The 17,375-nt window shown below is 69.2% G+C and carries 16 protein-coding genes and 2 pseudogenes; 9 read left to right on the top strand and 9 right to left on the bottom strand.

The features are described from left to right. Positions 1-34: 34 nt before the first annotated feature. The 7 genes and pseudogenes from OHA05_RS35810 (at position 35) to OHA05_RS35780 (ending at position 4,899) form a co-directional block, all read left to right on the top strand. Positions 35-1,006 carry an EamA family transporter gene (locus OHA05_RS35810; RefSeq protein WP_328862922.1) on the top strand — a complete coding sequence of 324 codons (972 nt, stop codon included), beginning with the start codon at positions 35-37 and terminating at the stop codon, positions 1,004-1,006. Positions 1,007-1,038: 32 nt separating this feature from the next. Next, entirely contained in the window at positions 1,039-1,707 is a 669-nt protein-coding gene (locus OHA05_RS35805) for an NAD(P)-dependent oxidoreductase (protein WP_328863526.1), read from the top strand. Positions 1,708-1,782: 75 nt separating this feature from the next. Beyond that, positions 1,783-1,968, top strand: a pseudogene (locus OHA05_RS38310) (transposase); the annotation flags it as partial. Positions 1,969-2,263: 295 nt separating this feature from the next. Continuing rightward, complete coding sequence (locus OHA05_RS35795) at positions 2,264-2,776, top strand: hypothetical protein (RefSeq protein ID WP_328862921.1); 513 nt, start codon at positions 2,264-2,266, stop codon at positions 2,774-2,776. Continuing rightward, on the top strand, positions 2,773-3,117 hold the full coding sequence (locus OHA05_RS35790; protein ID WP_328862920.1) for a transcriptional regulator: 345 nt from the start codon (positions 2,773-2,775) through the stop codon (positions 3,115-3,117). Before OHA05_RS35795 ends, OHA05_RS35790 begins: the two co-directional genes overlap by 4 nt. Beyond that, positions 3,114-4,028, top strand: a complete 915-nt coding sequence (locus OHA05_RS35785; protein WP_328862919.1) for an ABC transporter ATP-binding protein — start codon at positions 3,114-3,116, stop codon at positions 4,026-4,028. Before OHA05_RS35790 ends, OHA05_RS35785 begins: the two co-directional genes overlap by 4 nt. Next, positions 4,025-4,899, top strand: a pseudogene (locus OHA05_RS35780) (ABC transporter permease). The gene OHA05_RS35785 and the pseudogene OHA05_RS35780 overlap by 4 nt, the downstream one beginning before the upstream one ends. 132 nt (positions 4,900-5,031) lie before the next feature. On the opposite strand, the gene OHA05_RS35775 reads toward OHA05_RS35780, so the two are convergent. From OHA05_RS35775 to OHA05_RS35765, 3 genes are all read right to left on the bottom strand, one after another. Then, the gene (locus OHA05_RS35775; protein ID WP_328862918.1) at positions 5,032-6,294 is read right to left on the bottom strand and encodes a DUF6357 family protein; all 1,263 of its coding nucleotides are present in this window, start codon (positions 6,292-6,294) and stop codon (positions 5,032-5,034) included. 73 nt (positions 6,295-6,367) lie between these two features. Beyond that, the gene (locus OHA05_RS35770; RefSeq protein ID WP_328862917.1) at positions 6,368-7,129 is read right to left on the bottom strand and encodes a DUF6357 family protein; all 762 of its coding nucleotides are present in this window, start codon (positions 7,127-7,129) and stop codon (positions 6,368-6,370) included. A gap of 182 nt (positions 7,130-7,311) precedes the next feature. Further along, positions 7,312-7,779, bottom strand: a complete 468-nt coding sequence (locus OHA05_RS35765) for a VOC family protein (RefSeq protein ID WP_328862916.1) — start codon at positions 7,777-7,779, stop codon at positions 7,312-7,314. 96 nt (positions 7,780-7,875) lie between these two features. Between OHA05_RS35765 and OHA05_RS35760 the strand changes: the two genes are divergently transcribed. Beyond that, positions 7,876-8,457 carry a TetR/AcrR family transcriptional regulator gene (locus OHA05_RS35760; RefSeq protein WP_328863525.1) on the top strand — a complete coding sequence of 194 codons (582 nt, stop codon included), beginning with the start codon at positions 7,876-7,878 and terminating at the stop codon, positions 8,455-8,457. A 550-nt stretch (positions 8,458-9,007) separates the two neighbouring features. On the opposite strand, the gene abc-f is transcribed toward OHA05_RS35760, so the two are convergent. Together abc-f and OHA05_RS35750 are read right to left on the bottom strand one after the other, a co-directional pair. Beyond that, on the bottom strand, positions 9,008-10,642 hold the full coding sequence (gene abc-f, locus OHA05_RS35755; protein ID WP_328862915.1) for a ribosomal protection-like ABC-F family protein: 1,635 nt from the start codon (positions 10,640-10,642) through the stop codon (positions 9,008-9,010). A gap of 437 nt (positions 10,643-11,079) precedes the next feature. Next, a complete protein-coding gene (locus OHA05_RS35750) occupies positions 11,080-12,258 on the bottom strand; it encodes a PP2C family protein-serine/threonine phosphatase (RefSeq protein ID WP_328862914.1) in 1,179 nt (392 codons plus the stop codon). Between the two features lie 517 nt (positions 12,259-12,775). Here OHA05_RS35750 and OHA05_RS35745 point away from each other — a divergent pair. Then, positions 12,776-13,144, top strand: a complete 369-nt coding sequence (locus OHA05_RS35745; protein WP_313942055.1) for an STAS domain-containing protein — start codon at positions 12,776-12,778, stop codon at positions 13,142-13,144. Between the two features lie 220 nt (positions 13,145-13,364). Here the strand turns inward: OHA05_RS35745 and OHA05_RS35740 are convergent, their stop codons facing one another. Genes OHA05_RS35740 through OHA05_RS35725 form a run of 4 tightly spaced genes read right to left on the bottom strand, consistent with a single transcriptional unit; the run spans position 13,365 to position 16,998 of the window. Beyond that, entirely contained in the window at positions 13,365-13,871 is a 507-nt protein-coding gene (locus OHA05_RS35740) for a MarR family winged helix-turn-helix transcriptional regulator (RefSeq protein WP_328862913.1), read from the bottom strand. Positions 13,872-13,922: 51 nt separating this feature from the next. Next, positions 13,923-14,351, bottom strand: a complete 429-nt coding sequence (locus tag OHA05_RS35735; RefSeq protein WP_328862912.1) for an STAS domain-containing protein — start codon at positions 14,349-14,351, stop codon at positions 13,923-13,925. Beyond that, entirely contained in the window at positions 14,348-15,448 is a 1,101-nt protein-coding gene (locus OHA05_RS35730; RefSeq protein ID WP_328862911.1) for a cobalamin B12-binding domain-containing protein, read from the bottom strand. Before OHA05_RS35730 ends, OHA05_RS35735 begins: the two co-directional genes overlap by 4 nt. Continuing rightward, positions 15,445-16,998: a PP2C family protein-serine/threonine phosphatase gene (locus OHA05_RS35725; protein ID WP_328862910.1), complete on the bottom strand. Its 1,554-nt coding sequence runs from the start codon at positions 16,996-16,998 to the stop codon at positions 15,445-15,447. The genes OHA05_RS35730 and OHA05_RS35725 overlap by 4 nt, the downstream gene beginning before the upstream one ends. Positions 16,999-17,375 lie beyond the last annotated feature (377 nt).

The raw sequence follows: 17,375 nt of genomic DNA, 5'->3' as shown, positions 1-17,375 counted from the left end.
GGATTCATGGTGAGCAGGGCCAAGACTGCATCGCATGCCTACCTTGACCGCACCGGCCCCGCTGCGGACTTCGCCCCCGCTGCAGGCGGCGACCGTCGCACTGACCGCACTCGCCCCCGCGTCCTGGGGCACCACGTACGCCGTGACCACGGAACTGCTGCCGTCCGGGCATCCGTTGTTCGCCGGGCTGATGCGCGCCCTGCCCGCCGGGCTGCTCGCGCTGGCGATCACCCGTGTGCTCCCGCGCGGGGACTGGTGGTGGAAGGCTGCCGTCCTCGGCGTACTCAACATCGGTGCTCTGTTCCCTCTGTTGTTCCTGGCGGCCGAACGACTCCCCGGCGGCGTCGCAGCGACGCTCGGCGCCGCCCAGCCGCTGCTGGTCGCCGGGGTGGCGATCGCGGTGCTGCACGACCGGCCGACGGCCTGGCGATGGGCCTGGGGTGTGCTCGGCGTGGTCGGCATCGGATTCGTCGTGCTCGGGCCCGAGGCCCGGCTGGACACGGTGGGAGTGCTCGCCGGGCTCGGCGGTACGGCCGCCATGGCGGTTGGGGTCGTCCTCACCAAGCGCTGGGGCCGTCCCGCAGGGGTCGGTCCCCTCACCCTGGCCGGCTGGCAACTGACGTTCGGCGGGCTGTTGTTGCTCCCGCTCACCTTTGCCATCGAGGGAGTGCCGCGGCGTATCGACGCCGGAGCTGTCGGCGGCTACCTGTGGCTCGGCAGCGTGGGCGGGCTGATCGCGTACGCCCTGTGGTTCCGCGGGATCGGAAAGCTGCCGGTCGGCGCGTCCGCACCGCTGGTGCTGCTGTCCCCGCTGGTCGCGGCCGTCATCGGCATCACGCTCGGCGAGTCCCTGAGCCTGCTGCAGACCCTTGGCTTCGCCCTCGCCCTGGCCGCCTTGCTCGCCGCGCAGCTCCGTCCCCCGAACCTGCTCGGCCGTGTTGCTCGAAGCAGGACAGCGGTAGATCGAATACGCGAAGACCGGATTCAAGGAGAACGGACTCGATGAACGCGATGAAGAGGAATGCGACGAAGACGGGCATGACGATCGCTGTGCTCGGCGCCACCGGCATGGTCGGCAGCCGGGTGATCAGCGAGGCCGGTGCACGCGGTCACCATGTGCTTGCCCTGTCCCGGAAGCCGGCGAGCGAGCACCCGAACGTGACGCCGATCGCGGTCGATGCGCAGGACTCAACCGCCGTACGCGAGACCCTTGCCGGCTCCGCCTCCAACGGAGCCGCGGACGCCGTCGTACTGTCCGTGCGGACCATTCCGGTCGACCAGGAGTTCTTGGTCGGCGCCACCCGTACCGTGCTGGATGCCGCCGCATACCTCGGCATCCGCGTCTTCGTGGTCGGCGGCGCCGGTGCCTTGCGCAGCCCCGGTGACCGCGAACTGCTGGTCGCCGACAACCCCGCCTATGTGCCTGCCGAGTTCAAGACCGTCGCCGCCGCTGGGATCGCCCAGCTGCGGACCTGCCAGGCCCATGCCGGTGCCGATTGGGTCTACCTGAGCCCGCCGGCCCAGCTCGAGCCCGGCACACGGACCGGCCTCTATCGGCGCGGTACGGACACCTTGCTCACCAGCGCCGACGGTCAGTCGTGGATCAGCGCCGAGGACCTGGCCGTCGCCGTGGTCGACGAACTCGAGGCCCCCGGCACCGACCGCCTCATCACGGTCGCCCACCGCGACGACGACTCGTCGGCGTGAGCCGGGCCTTGTCCAGTTCAGCGGCTGACAGCGTCGAGGTGCCGTACAGGGGACTGTAAGACGTTCGGCCCTGTTCCGGGGGTCGAGGTCGTGGGCCGTGACGGATCGACGACGTACGCGGAAGCCATCCGCCTGACGCTGCCCGACGCCGTGCAGGTCGGTGACCGCCGGCATGTGCGGCACGGCCTGTGCGCAGCCGCCCTCAACGAGGTGAGAGACACGGCGGATTCGCAGCGCTGCTGGGCCATGATGACGCCGATCTCCTGGTCGATGACCGGCCGCCGGTCGGCGGCGCGATCGCGACGACCGCCGCCGTCGCGATCGGCCTGGTCTTCGCGCGGGTGGAGGTCCGGCGGCTGTCGGTGGGCCGGAACCACGGACATCCACGGGTGCGCTTCGTGCCACGGGAGCGGCGGGACGAGCGGCTGGTGACCGTGGCCGGACCGTCGTCACCGTCGCGGCTCCCGCCTCCCAGTACCGGCAAACCTCCGACTTGCCTATCGGGAAAGTCAAGAGTAACTTTCCTGGTAGGAAAGTAATCGGGGACGGGAGGGCGATGACCGTGAGCATGCCGGTGGATGCCGAACAGGCATGGAAGGATCTCCAGCGCATCCGAGTGCCGCAGGAGCGGGTGTACGACGAGTTCGAACGCTCCGCGTCCGGCGGGCGCGGCATGACCTACGGCCTGGCCGCGCTCATGTGGGTGTTCCTTGCCGGCGTCGGCATGGACCTGCCCCCGTGGGGCGTCGGACTGTTCGTGGCGGCCTACGTCGGTCTGTTGACCGTGCTGATCGTGGTGAGGAGCCGCAGGAGCCGGATGCAACTGCACCACACTCGCTGCCCCGGACGTATGTGGGCCTCGTTCGGTGCGGTGGCGGTACTGGTCGGCGGGACGATCGTGCTGGCCGACCACCTGACCGAGCCACTGGAGCCGATCTACGCCGGCCTCATCCAGGCCACGGCCGCGGTGGCCGTGTACCTGCTCTCCCTCGGTCCCGCCAACCGCTGGGCGGCCGACTCGGTGCGGAGCGGCGGCGAACCGGCGGCCGACGAGGAGTCCGGCCGATGAGCACCCCCGCCGGCTTCGACGAGCTGATCCACCCCGCCACGCGACTGTCGGTGGTCGCGCTGCTCGCCGCCACCGAGTGGGCGGACTTCGCGTTCGTCCGCGACAGCCTCTCGCTCAGCGACTCCGCGCTCTCCAAGCAGCTGCACACCTTGGAGGCGGCCGGATACCTGGACACCCGGAAGGAGGGCGGCGGCCGCAACCGCCGTACGAAAGTACGGCTGACGGACCGCGGTCGCACCGCCTTCGAGGGACATGTGGCGGCACTCCGGGCCATCGTCGACAGCGCCGGACCCGCGTCCGGGGCGGCACAACAGCAGCCCCACGCGGAGGCGGGCCGATGACGACGTCCGGGCGCACCGACGTCCAGCCCGTGATCCGGGTACGCGATCTGACCATGGCGTACGGCGATGTCGACGTCCTGCGCGGCGTCGATCTGGACATCCAACGTGGCGAGGTCTTCGCGCTGCTCGGGCCCAACGGTGCGGGGAAGACCACCACCGTCGAGATCCTGGAAGGCTTCCGGCAGCGCTCCGGCGGGGAGGTGAGCGTCCTCGGTACGGATCCCGAGCGGGGCGGCGACGCCTGGCGAGCCCGGATCGGCCTGGTCCTGCAGTCCTGGCGCGACCACCGCCGCTGGCGGGTCGCCGAGTTGCTGACCCACTTCGCGACCTACTACCCCGACCCACGCGACCCGGCCGAACTGCTGGCCCTGGTCGGCCTCACCGACCAGGCCGGCCGGCAGGTGGACCGGCTGTCCGGCGGCCAGCGCCGGCGCCTCGACGTCGCGCTCGGCATCGTCGGCCGCCCCGAACTCCTCTTCCTCGACGAGCCGACCACCGGCTTCGACCCTCAGGCGCGGCACGAGTTCCACGTCCTGGTCGAACACCTGGCCCGCGACGAGGGCGTCACCGTCCTGCTCACCACCCACGACCTGGCGGAGGCCGAGCGGCTCGCCGACCGGATCGCCATGCTGGTCGGCGGCGAAATCCGGGCCTGTGGCACACCCGCGGAACTGGCCCGGCGAGCCGCCGCCCAGGCCGTGGTCCGCTGGATGGCCGACGACGGGACGCCCCGCCGCGAACGCACAGCAGATCCCTCACGGCTGGTCTGGGAACTCCACCGGCACGCGGACGGCCCGATCGCCGACCTCGAGGTCCGCCGCCCGACGCTGGAGGACACCTACCTGCACATGGTGCACCGGGAGGCCGACGGCACGGACAGGGACACGAACGAGGAGGCACCGGCCGCATGAGGGGGGCATACATGACGAACAGGACGAACAGCTGGCATGCCGGGCTCCAGCGCGGCCGAATCGAACTGCGGCACCTCCTGCGCAACGGCAAGGAGATGTCCGGCCACCTGACCAACGTGGTCGTCGCGCTGCTCGTCGCCGCCTACGTCAGCGACGATGTGCCCGGGACCCGAACCCCGATGACTCATCTGGTGCTGGCGGGCTTCGCCGCCTACCTGCTGTTCCAGGTCGGGCTGATCAGCCTCCCGCAGATCCTCGTGACCGAGCGGGAGGAGGGCACCCTGCTGCGGCTGCGTGCCACGCCCGGCGGGATACCGGCCTACCTCGTCGCCAAGTGCCTGCTGGTGGTCGTCCTGGCGGTCGGCACCCTGGCGCTCCTCCTGGCCGCGGTGCGCTGCTGGCGGACGGGCCACTGCCGCACGGGCCGGGCGACTGGCTGACGCTGCTGTGGGTCACCACACTCGGGTTGCTCGCCGTCGTACCGCTCGGCGCGGCCATAGGCGCCGTACTGCCCAACCCCCGCGAGGCCCTGGCGTTGATCATGCTGCCGACGATGGGGCTGCTGCTCACCTCGGGGACGGTGTTCCCGATCACCGCACTGCCCGTGCCGGTCCAGCAGGTGGCCTCGGTCTTTCCGCTCAAGTGGATGGCGCAGGGCCTGCGTTCGGCGCTGCTCCCGGACTCCGCACGGACCGCCGAGGCGGCCGGCTCCTGGGAACTGCCCATGGTCGCCCTGGTCCTCACGGCCTGGGCGGTCCTCGGGTTCCTCCTCGCGGTACCGCTCCTGCGCCGCGCCGCCCGCCGCGAGTCCGGCTCACGGCTGACCGCCCGCCACCACAAGGCGGCACGGAGCGGCGCGCCGGCCCCGTAGGCGGTCTCGCGACTACCGGGCTACGCCGTCGCCTGCCTCGATGGCACGGCCCAACTGGGCCCTGCGGGCCAGCACTTGCCCCGGCCGCTCTTCGCAGGTTCTTCCGACGGGCGTGCGCGGCTCCCGCTGGGACTACCGGGCGTCGCGCCGCCGACGCGCGCGCTCGAACTCGGCGACATCCGACATCCAGGGACCGTACTGTTCGAGTGCGGCGCAGCCGCCGCGGACGAAGGCGCTCACCAGGTCCCGGTAGCCGCTCATGCCGTCGACCAGGCTGTACTCGACCCGGTACTCCGGATCCGACCCGCCTCCACCAGCGCGCAGCGTCGTGATCCGGGCGATGGAGTCCGCGTAGAAGTGGAGCTGGATCCCTTCGCCCATCTCCTCGTCCTCGATGGTGAACACTTCATTGTCCGCGGCAGAGCGATCGCCGACGAACTCCCAGAACTCCGCGGCGGCAGTGCGGGGACTGTCCCGCAGCCACTTCTTCTCGACGTCCTTGTCGTCGGGGAACGACAGGACCGTCTTCCTCGCACTCCCGCCGAAGTCGGCGCGGTGGCCGGCAGCCTCCTCGTCATCCTCCATGGGTGCGCTCCTGGAGCGGTCCGCGGCCTCCGAGCACATCAGGAAGCTCACGGTACGCACCGCGTCATCGACGAGGTCAGGGTGTGCACGGCGCACGGCCGCTTCGACCGTCGTCTTCATCCGATCCCAGTCGCGCCTGTCCGTGGCGCGGTTTCCCCGTCGCGGATCGCGGCCGATCCGCATCCCGGCGCACGCCTGCTCCGCAGTGGCGATCACCCGCATGACCTCGGGCAGCAGCGCGGGGGCGACGGCATCGGGCAGCCGCTTCGGAACCGTCGCGCCGTGCAGATACTGGCCCGTGTACCGCAGAATCGCGGCGTCGAGCGGACCGAGTACGGCTCCCCGCTCGGCGCGACGGCGGTCCGCTCGGTACTCCTGAGCTCGTTTCCCGTTGGACGTCTCCGTCGCCGCGCGCATCGCCGCACATACCTGACCGCGCTCAAGGAGACCTGTGTCGGCCCCATGGGCGATGAGCCGGCTCCTGTCCCACCGGATGCGCCGGAAGAGCGCGTCGACGTCCGCGGGCGCGGCAAGAAGGATCGGGTCCAGGAGCGCCACGGCAGCGTTCTCGTCGATCCCGCCCCGGGTTCCGGCGTCGTCGCACAGCGGAAGGACCGCACTCCACAACAGCAGGTGCCTGGCCAGGTCCTCCCGGATCACCGCAAGGTGGGCTTCGCTGATCGGGAACGTGAACGTGCGAGGCTCGTGGTTGGCGTCGGCCCCGGCAGCAAGCATCAGCTTCAGCTCGCCGTCTTCGCGGATCACGTTCGGGATCCAGCCGCTCATGCGCGTGAAGACGATCTCTCTCATGGACCCAGTGCTTCCCGGAACGGCACCGGCCCGGCATCACGCCGATGTTGCGGCCCCACCCCGCGCCCTCCGTTCACGACCACCGTGCACATTCGGCGTCGAGACGTGGGTCGGTGCGCACCCAGACTTCGCCCCCCGCGGCCTCGGCAGGGGGGTCGACTCGTTCGATGCCGAGGAACTCGATCAACTGGAGCAGTTCGGCTCGTTCGGCACGGTCGTCGTCGACATCATGCGAGCCGAAGAAGATGTAGTACTGGTCGCTCGGGTCCACGTAGCCCGAATCTGCCCAGATCCGAGCGATTTCTTCGATCGCCGCTGCTTCCGTCGTGATCGTGGCGGCGCGGGCGGCACCGCGAGTCTCCGGTGACGCGTCGAGGTCGGCGCGGTCGGAGAACCACTGGCCGAAGCGGTCGAGGCCGGCATATCCGTTCTCGAAGAACAGCATCGCGCTCGGAAGGTAGCGATTGCCCCTGTCGACCTGGAGGTATTCCGACCGGGGTTGGTCCGCATCCTTGATCCGGGAGATCACACCTTGCCCGGGCATGAGTACCAAACTCTGCCCCGACGGTTCATCGTTGATGGTGTAGGTGTCAGAATCTCGATCGCGGAAGAACGCAGAGAACGCTACATAGGCTTCCTGAGGGTCGCCCACGGAGACCTGTTGGTCGTTGCCATCACCGACAGCGAAGACGAACTGTTTCGGTCCGGGGTTGTAGGGGCGAGCCATCTGCGTCCTTCGTTCACGTGTGTCAGCTCCACCAGCGTAGTCGAACCCGAACGGACGGCCTTGGCGTTCATCGCCGACGAACAGCCAGGAGAACTGGCAGATCGGCATGCCCCCGCACCCCGTCAGTCGTCGGCCCGTCAGGCACGCCTCGTAGACGGCGATGGCAGCCTCCACCAAAGGCCCGGCCTGCGCGATCGTCTGGCCGGCTCAGCGGTGGGGACAGGCACAGCCGGCCGGCCCGCTTGAGCAGGCCGCAGCCCGGCCTCGAGCGCCACGATGCGGCACAGGTATCAGTCGTCGGTGTAGTGGGCGGCATACTCCTCGCCGGGCGGGACGACGGTGATGACATCGATCAGCACATCGTCGGGGGCGGCGACGATGAAATGACGTTGGCCGAACTCCTCCGTACGCAGGGGCAGTACCTCGTGCAGGTCGCCCTCCGCCACGAGCCGCTGGTGCTCGGCGTCCACGTCGTCCACCTCGAAATTCAGCAGCAAGCCGCCCCGGAGTGCGACCCGGTGACCCTCGGGGATGGTCGGGTGGGCGTGGTCGAGGAGGGCCAGCTCGTACTGCGGCGCGTCGGGACGGCGCAGACTTACGTACCAGTCCGCCTCGAAGGTGACCTCGAAACCGAAGTGACGGGTGTAGAAGTCGCGGGAAGCGGCCACGTCCCGGGTGGCGAGCACCGGGTAGAAGCCGCCGAGCTCGGTCGTGGGCGTGGTCCTGGTCGTGGTCCTGGTCGTGGGTTCGTTCGTCATGGCAGAGGCCCTTCACATCTCTTCGCATACCGAGGGTATGCGAACTGTGGCGTTAGCATACCTCGGGTACGCGAAATGGAGAGGGCGGTGCGCGTTATGGCGGTCAGCCGGTCGGAGCAGCGGGCGTTCACGCGGCAGGCGCTGCTTGTCGAAGGACGGCGCCGGTTCGCCGCCGACGGGTACCACCACGTAGTGCTGGCCGACGTGGCCGGGGCCGCCGGGGTCACCAAGGGGGCCGCCTATCATCACTTCGAGAGCAAGGCGGGGCTCTTCCGAGCCGTCGTCGCCGAGGTGCAGCAGGAGTTGGGCGAGCGGGTCGCGACCGCAGCCCAGGGGTACGACGACCTCTGGGAGCAGCTCCGGGCCGGCTGCCGGGCCTTCCTGGGTGCGGGCACCGACCCCGCGGTGCGACAGATCCTGCTGGTCGATGCGCCGACCGTGCTCGGCTGGGACGAGTGGCGGGCCTTCGACGAGGCCTACTCCGCCCGGCACCTTACGGACGCCTTGCAGGCACTCGCCGCAGCCGGGATCATCGCCGACCAGCCGGTCGAACCCCTGGCTCGACTTCTCTCGGGGGCAATGAACGAGGCCGCCCTCTGGATCGCACGAGGTGGGAACCCGCACGCAGTTGAGCAAGCCCTCGACCGACTCCTGACGGGACTGCGCAATCCAGGCTGACTCGCGAAGACACTCATGCGCCTTTCGCGTTGTGCAGAGAAGAATCAAGAGGCGATCCCGCGACAGCACGGAAGCAATCGTCAGTGCGGTCACGGGTACGGTCCTTGTCCGAACGCGCTCCTCGTTGACGGCTACACCCGCGCCGACCGGCTCCGACTCGTCGCCCGCCCCCACACTGGACAACAGTGCTCACCTGTCGCCCGAGTACTTGCGCCAAGCCCACGAACGGTTCGACCGCAACACCCCCGCCCACAGCGGGCCCGACCAACACGCCTGCGGACCCTGGCGCGTCCTGGGTTGAGCGTCCCGCATGCGCGGCGGCGAGCAGCGCTCTCCGCGAGCGCCGGCACCAATGAGGCACCTTGGCTCAGGAAGGCTGCGCTGCGCGACGGGGCCCGGAGTGCTCCTGAGGCGGCAGCCCGCCGTCCGAGCGCCCCCAGCCGGGTTCGCGGCCATGGCCGTGCCGGAATCCCCACGGCGACCTCGACAGGGACACGGCACCGACCGGGCCGAGCAGCCTCGGAGACGGGCCACGTCACACGTATGCGGCTCACACCTCCGGTTCCCCCGTCTCCTTCAACTCCCCGTCGGCCAGCCGCAGCCAGCGGCTGATCCCGATCTCGGCGAGAAACCGCTCGTCGTGGCTGACCACCATGAAGGCGCCCTGGTAGGAGTTGAGCGCGCTCTCCAGCTGGCCCGCGCTGACCAGGTCGAGGTTGTTGGTGGGCTCGTCGAGCAGCAGAAGATGCGGGGCGGCGTCCGCGCACAGCACACAGGCCAGAGTGGCGCGCAGGCGCTCGCCGCCGGAGAGCACGCCCACCGGCAGATGGGCCCGCGCGCCCCTGAAGAGGAACCGGGCGAGCAGGTTCATCCGCTCCGCCTCGGGACGCTCAGGCGCGAACGCGGCGAAGTTCTCCGCCACGGTGCGGTCCAGGTCCAGCAGGTCCAAGCGCTGCGACAGGTAGGCGATTCTCCCGGCGTTGCGCTTGATCTCCCCGCTCGTCGGGACGAGATCACCGGTGACCAGCCTCATCAGGGTGGTTTTGCCGGCGCCGTTGGGCCCGGTCAACGCGATGCGCTCGGGGCCCCGGACGCTCAGGTCGACGCCACTGGAAGCGAAGACCTCCTTGTCGCCGAGGTGGACCTGCATGCCCTCGCCGAGGAACAGGTTGCGGCCGGAGGGCACCTGGGTGCCGGGCAATTCCAGCGTGAGCCGCTGCTCCTCGCGCAGGGCCCTGCCGGCCTCGTCGAGGCGGGCCTTGGCGTCGCTGACCCGGGAGGCGTGCATCGTGCCGGACCTGCCCGCGGCCTCCTGCGCACCGCGCTTCATGTTGCCGGCGAAAATCTTGGGCAGACCGGCGTTCTTCAGGTTCTTGGTGGCATTGCTCGCCCGGCGTTCGGCGCGCTCGCGGGCCTGCTGCAACTCCCGCTTCTCCCGCTTCAGTTCTTGCGCGGCGTTGCGGACGTTCTTCTCGGCGACTTCCTGCTCGGCGCGGACGGCCTCCTCGTACTCGGTGAAGTTGCCGCCGTACAGGCGTAGTTCGTCGCTGCCGAGTTCGGCGATGCGTTCCATGCGGTCGAGCAGTGCGCGGTCATGGCTGACCAGGAGCAGACAGCCGTTGAAGTCCGACAGCACGTCGTAGAGCTTGTGCCGGGCCTGGCGGTCGAGGTTGTTGGTCGGCTCGTCGAGCAGGAGGACGTCGGGGCGCTTGAGCAACTGGGCGGCGAGGCCGAGGGAGACCACCTGGCCGCCGCTGAGCGTGCTCAGACTGCGGTCCAGGGTGAGGCCGGCCAGGCCCAGACGGTCGAGTTGAGCGCAGGTGCGCTCCTCGATGTCCCAGTCGTCACCGATGGTGGCGAAGTTCATTTCATCGACGTCGCCGGACTCGACCGCGTCCAGGGCGCGGATCACCGCGGCGACGCCGAGTACTTCGGCGACGGTGAGGTCGCTGGTCAGGGGCAGGGTCTGCGGGAGGTAGCCGAGCATGCCACTCACCGAGACCGAGCCGGTGGCGGGCTTCAGCTCACCGGCGATCAGCTTGAGCAGGGTGCTCTTGCCTGAGCCGTTGGGCGCGACCAGGCCCGTACGACCGGGGGGAATGCTGAACGACAGGTCGTGGAATACGGGGGTGTCGTCGGGCCAGGCGAACGAGACGTTCGAGAAGACGACGGCGGCGTCGGACATGGCAGTGACCTCGGGGATACAGCGGGCAGCGCATAGATCTCTGCCCTGGGCAGACGTGGGAAAGGGGTACGACGAAACGGACCACCTCGGCAGCGCTCCTGAGCGCAGGCCGGTGGCCGTCAGATCCGGATCTCACCCGGAGATGTCGTCGTCACCCACCACGTCTATGACTCCTCGATGTACGTCCTACGTATGTCACCCAGCATAACGACCCGTTCCCGCTTCCCATTCCCGTCGCTGCTCCCCCGTGATCACGAACGACGGCTCCTACCGCCGGCCCACGACCGCCCTGCGCCTCGCGGTCCCGCAGGTGCATCCGTCCTGCCGATGCCCGAGCCAGAGGCGAGACGCGGGATCGAGCTCCAGCGCCAGTAGCGTGCCATCCGCGCCATCGCATGGAGGCTCCCAACGCGGCGGAAAGCTCGGTTCATCCGTTGTCAGTGCGTCTGTGCCGAGCTACGGCCGAACCAGTCGAGGCACACGACCAAGGCGTCGTCGTCCGCGTCGGCGTCGCGGTACTCCGTGAGTTCTTGCAGCACCGCCCGAGGGACCGCGGCAGCAGGCAGGAAGCTGACCGCCTGGATCGCTCGGGCAAGCGCCCGTTCGCCATAGCTCTCCCCCGCCTTCGAGACGGCGCCGTAGACACCATCACTGACGAAGACCAGGCGGTCGCCGGGCAGGGCTTGGAATTCCTGCGCCTCGTAGGCGGATTCGTCGAACATCCCCAGCGGGAGCTGTGCGTTGAAATCGACGCGCTCCACGGCCTTGTCACGGTAACGCCAGAGCTGCGGGGATCCGGCGTCGACCACCTGCACCCGTCCCGTGGCCAGTTCACAGGACAGCAGCAGGGTCGAGACATACTGCTCACCGCGATACTGGGCGTAGATCGCCTGATCGGCGAGCGCAGCCTGATCGGCGATGGCGATGCCGGCCCTGCGGGCGTTGCGGAGGGCGTTGACCGCCAGATTCGTCAGCAGTGAGGCTTGGATTCCCTCGCCCATTCCGTTGGTGATGGTGAGGGTGAGGGTGTCGGCCGTGGTGGCCCAGTCGAAATTGTCGCCGTGGATGTCGTAGGCGGGCTCCAACTGTGCCCCGATGGCGTATTCCCGGCGCGCGCAGGCACGGGCGGGCAGAAGTTGCCATTGCATCTCCGCCGCCAGGGTGAGCCGCCGGCTTCGGCGGGCCTGCAGGTAGAGATCCGTGTCGCGTTCCGCCACGATGATTTCGTGCCCCAAGAACTCGGCGAGACCTGTCATCTCGTCTACGGCTTGAGGGGTGCATCTGTGTTCGGGAAGGCGGACGGTCAGGATCCCGAGTCTGTCGCCGCGTACGGTCACTGGCAGATGCAGGTCGACCGCGCCGTCCTGCGCGATGTACTGGCCATATGGCTCCTGGCTGCCGAAGGCACGGCCCTCTGGACTGGTCTGTACGGACAGGGGCTGGGCAGTGTGCGGCAGTGCCGTCACCGGCTGAAGAACGGTGAGGCTGTAGTCAGCCATGAGCAGGTTGACCTCGGTGGCGTCGAAGCGCTCGATCAACGCGGCACGCACCGTGTCGAGCAGTTCATTGGGAGCCCCTGTGCGGACAGCACGCTCAACGGCCTGAAAGTCTGTCACGCTGGGCGCCTTTTCTTCGGAAGCGGTCAGAAGACTGGGTGGCACGCGGCCTCAGAGCGTGGGTCCTGCGATCCGGTTCAAAGGAATGCGGAGAGTTCACAACTGCATGAGACACCATGACCTACCAAGAACGTTGTCATACGACAACTATCAACTCTATCCTGCACGAAGCACCGCGTGGCGCCATCACCGGTCACCGGACTGTTGATCCACGTAGGCGTGAGCGCGCAGGCGGGCGCGAGCCTGCGCGTGAAGGCCCACCTCAAGCCGACGACCCCGTCCCTGCGGCGGCGAGTCTCGACTCGGCCGCGGTCGGCTCAGCTGCCCGCACCGAGGCCGACCGCGCTGCCAGGGTGACTCGGCCTACGGAACTTCGTTATCCCTCACATCGGCGCCCTGACCGGGGCGCGGATCAGGCGTCGGCCGCCTTCCTGGAGACCACTGGGAGGGAAGCGGACGACGACACCGCACTGCTCCCGCACCAATCCGCGAACCCGCCCGGCTACGAATTGTCGAGATGAGCACGTTGAAGATCGCCGCGCGCGACGCGGCCACCGGTCCCGTAGTCGAGATCACCGGCGACCTCGACTACGACACCGCGCACGAGCTGCGCGCCTTCATCACCACCCTGGTCCTGCATCCGGGGCAGCGTCTGGTCCTGGACCTCGCCCACCTGGAACTCTGCGACTCCAGCGGCATAGGCGCCTTGATCCTCGCGCGCAACCACGCACAAGCGGCCCAGGCCGGCGTCGCCCTGGCCGCCGTCCCCGGCAATACGCTGCGCGTCCTGCGGATCCTCGGGCTCGAACAGGTCTTCGCCATCTATCCGGACACTCGTGCCGCCACCCGCAAGGACATGCCTCCCGCCATGCGCCGTAGCGGCTGAACCCTGCTCCGAACGATCGGGAGCCCGGCCATGGCTGACCAGGTGAGGCGGCCTTCGAGGAGGAAAGCCCGCGGGATCATCAGCCTCGGGGCGCCGCAGGGGGGCGAAGGCAATGTCGCCGAGCGCCGACGGGGCCTGTCGGTCCTACGAGCCTGGCTGCTCGCACGCTCCACTGCACCGAATCCGGACGTCACACGGCCGGCCCGACTTCTGCACGGATTCAGGCTGCGCTGTGGGCACCGGGTCTCTCGTGCTCCTCACCGGCGGCGGCGGTGAGCTGATGCCGAAGTTCTGCCAGTCCTATGGCCAGGGCACGGCGTTCGACGGAGGGCATGTTGTGGATGGCCCGGTGAAGCATGCTCTTGCGCTGCTCACGGATGCGTTGCAGGTGCCGCTTGCCCGCGGTGGTCAGTCGCAAGGTGATCTCGCGTCCGCTGTCGGGGCACGGCAGCCGTTCGAGGAAGCCAGTGGCCTGCAGGCGGTCGCACATGCGGGAGACGTTCGGAGGCGAGGCGGCGAGCAATTTGCACACCGCCCGCATCCGGACGCCGTCCTGCCGCTCGACGACGTACATCAGGCGCAGTTGTGAGGCCGAGGCCGGGGCGGTGGCATCGGCGGTGGAGTCCTGGACGCGCCCCCACATCACGTCGAGGAGTTCGGCGATGCCACTGGCGCTCTGGGTCGCCTCGTCGCAGATGCTGCTGGGGATGGCGTCTGGTGCGGGCATGGCTCCCCGTCGGTGGGTGCTTCTGCCCGGTGATCGGCCGGGCAGTGGCTCTCAGGTGCTGTTGTCAGGTCCGGTCGGGCGGGCCGCTCGCGCTTCCTTCGCGACCACGGGAGGCGCAGACTCCTCGTGCGACATCGCGGCTCCGGTGGGGGACGTCACAGTGAAGTACTCAAGCGTACCGGTGACGTGGAGGAGCCGGTCCAGCTTCTCGGGCCGGTCCTCCAAGTGGAGGCGCACCCCTGCTGCGTCGGTGCGTCTGCCGATCATCAGCAGGATGGACAGCCCCATGGAGTCCACCGTGCCGATACCCGCGCAGTGCAGATGCAAGTCCGTCAGCTGCGGGCGGGCGGAGAGCTGCGCGGTGGCCTCGTCCAGCAGCAGGTCGGCGTTGTCGTAGTCGAGATTCCCGCTGATCTCTATGCGGACTCTGTTCTCGGCATCCACAGTGGTCAGGTGCAGGGCGGGGGGCAGCGTCGTCATGCGGGCTTTCCAGTGGTGGTCCGAGGTGCGGTGGTGAGCGCTTCAACGCCGCGCTGCAGGATGCGGGCCGCCCGGGGGAAGTCCTTGAGCTCACGGGCGAAGAGGTTCAGGGCAGGCGGCAGAGACTGCGCGGGCACGCCCCGTGCGACAAGAATCTGCGCGGTCCAGGTGATGAACCAGGTGAAGAGCTTCTCGTCACCGAGGTAGAGGGCGGTCGCGAGGAACTCCACGATGTGCGCGAGGTCTTCGGCGGTTCGCTCCCGCTGCATGTCGTCGTAGGCGCGCATGGCGGGGAACGCGTCCTCCAGCGCGTGGAAGACGGTGCGCACCAGGTTGTCGCTGTTGCGGGTGACCATCGTGTATTCCTGGTCGGCCAGATGCGGCAGGTCGTCCATCTGCTGGTGGTCGACCTGCGGGCGGGGCAGCGGTCCCCCGGCGAGCCGGTCGGCAGCGGTACGGGCGTCCGGCGCCCAGGCCTCGGCCCCCAGCAACCGCGCGTACCGGCCGTCCGGTCCGAACGCGGCACCGCCGACCAGGACGGGCACTCCCACGGCCTGGCAAGCGGTGATCGCCGCGTGCGCGGTGGGCAGCCTCGTCGCGATCGAGCTGGACAGCGCGACCGCGTCGGCTTTTGTGGTGTGCAGGTGGGAGATCAGGTGCGGGGCGGGGACCTGCGCGCCGAGGTAGTCGACCTGCCATCCGCGCAGCTTCAGCACTTCCGCCACCATCCGGGCCGGCAGCGCATGCCACTCGCCGTCCACGCACGCCACAGTGATCCTGCCAAGGGTGGGAGTCCTGCGGGCGGCCGGGTGGAGGGCGAGCGCGGCAACGGCCCGTTCGTTGATGGACGTCGCCGCGTGCTCCTGAGCAACGCTGATCCGGTTCGCGGCCCACTCCTCGCCGACCTTGCCCTGCACCGCCGCGATCACGTCCAGGAGCACGCTCTCCGGTTCGATGCCGTCGTCGAGGGCGCGCAGGACGATCTCGGTGGCGGCGTACTCGTCTCCGGCCGCCACGCCGTGCCACAACTGGTCGGCCAACTGCGCGAACTCGGCGCCGCATGGGAGGCGAGGTGGTGTGCTCGTGCTCAAGCTCATGCGGTGTACCTGCCCCGAGTGTGACCATCCACCGCACTCAGATGGTGGGTACGCGGTGCAGAGATCGCGACGACGGCCATGTCATCGTGACGGCGGTTGCCGAGCCACTGGGACGCGAGCATCTGAATATGCTCCACGATGCCCTCGGACGGCATTCCTGCGCACCCGGCGAGGGCGCGCTTGAGGCGTTCCTCTCCGAACTGGGTGTCACCCAGCGGACCGCCATGGGCCTCGGTGATTCCGTCGGTGTACAGAATGCAGGACTCCCCCGGTGCGAGGGTGATCGTCGTGGTGTTGGCGGGAACGGTCGGCATGACCCCCACCAGCCGCCCGCAGGTGTCAGCCTCCTCCACGGTCCCGTCTGCGCGGATGACCAGCGGTTTCGCATGTCCGGCGCTGGTGAGCCCGAGCTCGACGTTGCTGCCCCGACGGGCGGCGGAGGCCAGAACCAGCGTCGCGAACCGAGTGTTGTGGGAGTTCAGCAGCGCGGTGTTCAGCAGCGTCAGCATGCGCTGGTGGTCGTCGGCCATGGGCAGCAGAGCATGCAAGGTATTGCGGATCTTGCCGGTGAGGACAGCGGCCTCCAGGCCCTTGCCGCACACGTCCCCGAGCGTGACGAGCGAGGCTTCCCCTTCGACGGTGGCGGGGTACACGTCGTAGAAGTCCCCGCCGATCCGCTCATGGTCGGCCGACGGGCGATAACTGCCGGCGAAGTCCACCCCGGCGATCTGGTGCAGGGTCGGGGGAAGCAGCTCCCGCATCAGCACCTCGGTGATAGCCGTCTGCTCCGCGTACAAGCGGGCAGCTGACATCGCAGCCCCCGCACGCGCCGCGAAGAGTCGGGCGAAGACTTCTTCCTCGTCGGTGAAGGAGGCACTGTCCGCCTTGCGAAGCAGCACCAAGGCACCGGCAGGGACGCCGTGCCCGGGTAGCGGGGTGATCACTATCGAGCCGATGGGCCCGAAGCCGTCGGGGATCATCCACGCCGGGGCACAAGCCGGGTCGATCCACCGCGAGGGCACCGGGGGGAATCCCCGCAGCGCCTCGCCGAGGCCGGGGACGTCGTCCGGGTCCACCGTTTCCTGTGACGTGGTGGGGGTGCCACCACGCAGGCAGGTCACCACCGGCAGCCGGTAGCCCCGGGCAGGCGCGATGGCCAGGGCGGCATCTGCGAGGTTCTCGGCGGCCAACTGCGCGGTCACGTCCATGCAGCGTCCCAGGTTGAGGGAGGAGAGCAGCGTGCTGGACGCTTTCGCGAGGAACGCGGTCCGTTCTCTCTCCATCAGGAGTGCGTCACGGGCGAGCTGGTGGTCGGTGTCATCGACCAGCCACCAGGCAACCGTGCCGTCGGCGCGGGCGCTGGGGTGCGCCTCGAAACGGCGACCGTCGATCCCACCGGAGAGCGGTGTGTCGGCGTCGTGGGCGGCAGTGGCGCCGGTCGGACGCATCGCCTCGTGGGCCGCGAACAGCCAGCCCGGGGCCACGTCCGCCAGGGGCGTGCCGGGGAGGGCTGCGGGCAGCAGTATCTGTGCGGCGTCGTTGCACTGCACGACGGTGCCTACCGGATCAGCGACCAGCACGGGGTACGGGGCACGGCCCCATGGAAAGTCCGGCTCCGTGTCTGCGACGGTCTGCGCTTGAGTGGACACCAAATATCGAGGACCCGCTGGGCGAATCCCTCACCTCACCAACTCGTACGGAAACGTTGCCTTTCGGCAACCATCCCGCACGGGACGCCCTCCTGACAACTCAGCACCTACCCACCCCACCATCCGCACATATGTGAAGGTGACGTGCGCGTGCCGCTCGCCGTACTGGCCCGCGAGTTCACATCCCCCTGGACGACCACGCCGACGCGGGCGCGGCAGCCGGCGAACTGATCCAGGCGGGTCGGTCGAGCGACGCCCTGCCGTTCAGCGAGGTCGGG

It is taken from the genome of Streptomyces sp. NBC_00306, assembly GCF_036169555.1.
GTDB lineage: Bacteria > Actinomycetota > Actinomycetes > Streptomycetales > Streptomycetaceae > Streptomyces > Streptomyces achmelvichensis.
This window is presented reverse-complemented; position numbering and strand designations above follow the sequence as displayed.

What these genes read in the sequence shown, in the direction of transcription:
- abc-f (WP_328862915.1), bottom strand. Translation starts at nt 10,642, where the DNA reads ATGTCCGACGCCGCCGTCGTCTTCTCGAACGTCTCGTTCGCCTGGCCC.
- OHA05_RS35745 (WP_313942055.1), top strand. Translation starts at nt 12,776, where the DNA reads ATGAGCACGTTGAAGATCGCCGCGCGCGACGCGGCCACCGGTCCCGTA.
- OHA05_RS35760 (WP_328863525.1), top strand. Translation starts at nt 7,876, where the DNA reads ATGGCGGTCAGCCGGTCGGAGCAGCGGGCGTTCACGCGGCAGGCGCTG.
- OHA05_RS35775 (WP_328862918.1), bottom strand. Translation starts at nt 6,294, where the DNA reads ATGAGAGAGATCGTCTTCACGCGCATGAGCGGCTGGATCCCGAACGTG.
- OHA05_RS35735 (WP_328862912.1), bottom strand. Translation starts at nt 14,351, where the DNA reads ATGACGACGCTGCCCCCCGCCCTGCACCTGACCACTGTGGATGCCGAG.
- OHA05_RS35765 (WP_328862916.1), bottom strand. Translation starts at nt 7,779, where the DNA reads ATGACGAACGAACCCACGACCAGGACCACGACCAGGACCACGCCCACG.
- OHA05_RS35810 (WP_328862922.1), top strand. Translation starts at nt 35, where the DNA reads ATGCCTACCTTGACCGCACCGGCCCCGCTGCGGACTTCGCCCCCGCTG.
- OHA05_RS35730 (WP_328862911.1), bottom strand. Translation starts at nt 15,448, where the DNA reads ATGAGCTTGAGCACGAGCACACCACCTCGCCTCCCATGCGGCGCCGAG.
- OHA05_RS35805 (WP_328863526.1), top strand. Translation starts at nt 1,039, where the DNA reads ATGACGATCGCTGTGCTCGGCGCCACCGGCATGGTCGGCAGCCGGGTG.
- OHA05_RS35740 (WP_328862913.1), bottom strand. Translation starts at nt 13,871, where the DNA reads ATGCCCGCACCAGACGCCATCCCCAGCAGCATCTGCGACGAGGCGACC.
- OHA05_RS35790 (WP_328862920.1), top strand. Translation starts at nt 2,773, where the DNA reads ATGAGCACCCCCGCCGGCTTCGACGAGCTGATCCACCCCGCCACGCGA.
- OHA05_RS35785 (WP_328862919.1), top strand. Translation starts at nt 3,114, where the DNA reads ATGACGACGTCCGGGCGCACCGACGTCCAGCCCGTGATCCGGGTACGC.
- OHA05_RS35795 (WP_328862921.1), top strand. Translation starts at nt 2,264, where the DNA reads ATGACCGTGAGCATGCCGGTGGATGCCGAACAGGCATGGAAGGATCTC.
- OHA05_RS35770 (WP_328862917.1), bottom strand. Translation starts at nt 7,129, where the DNA reads ATGCCGATCTGCCAGTTCTCCTGGCTGTTCGTCGGCGATGAACGCCAA.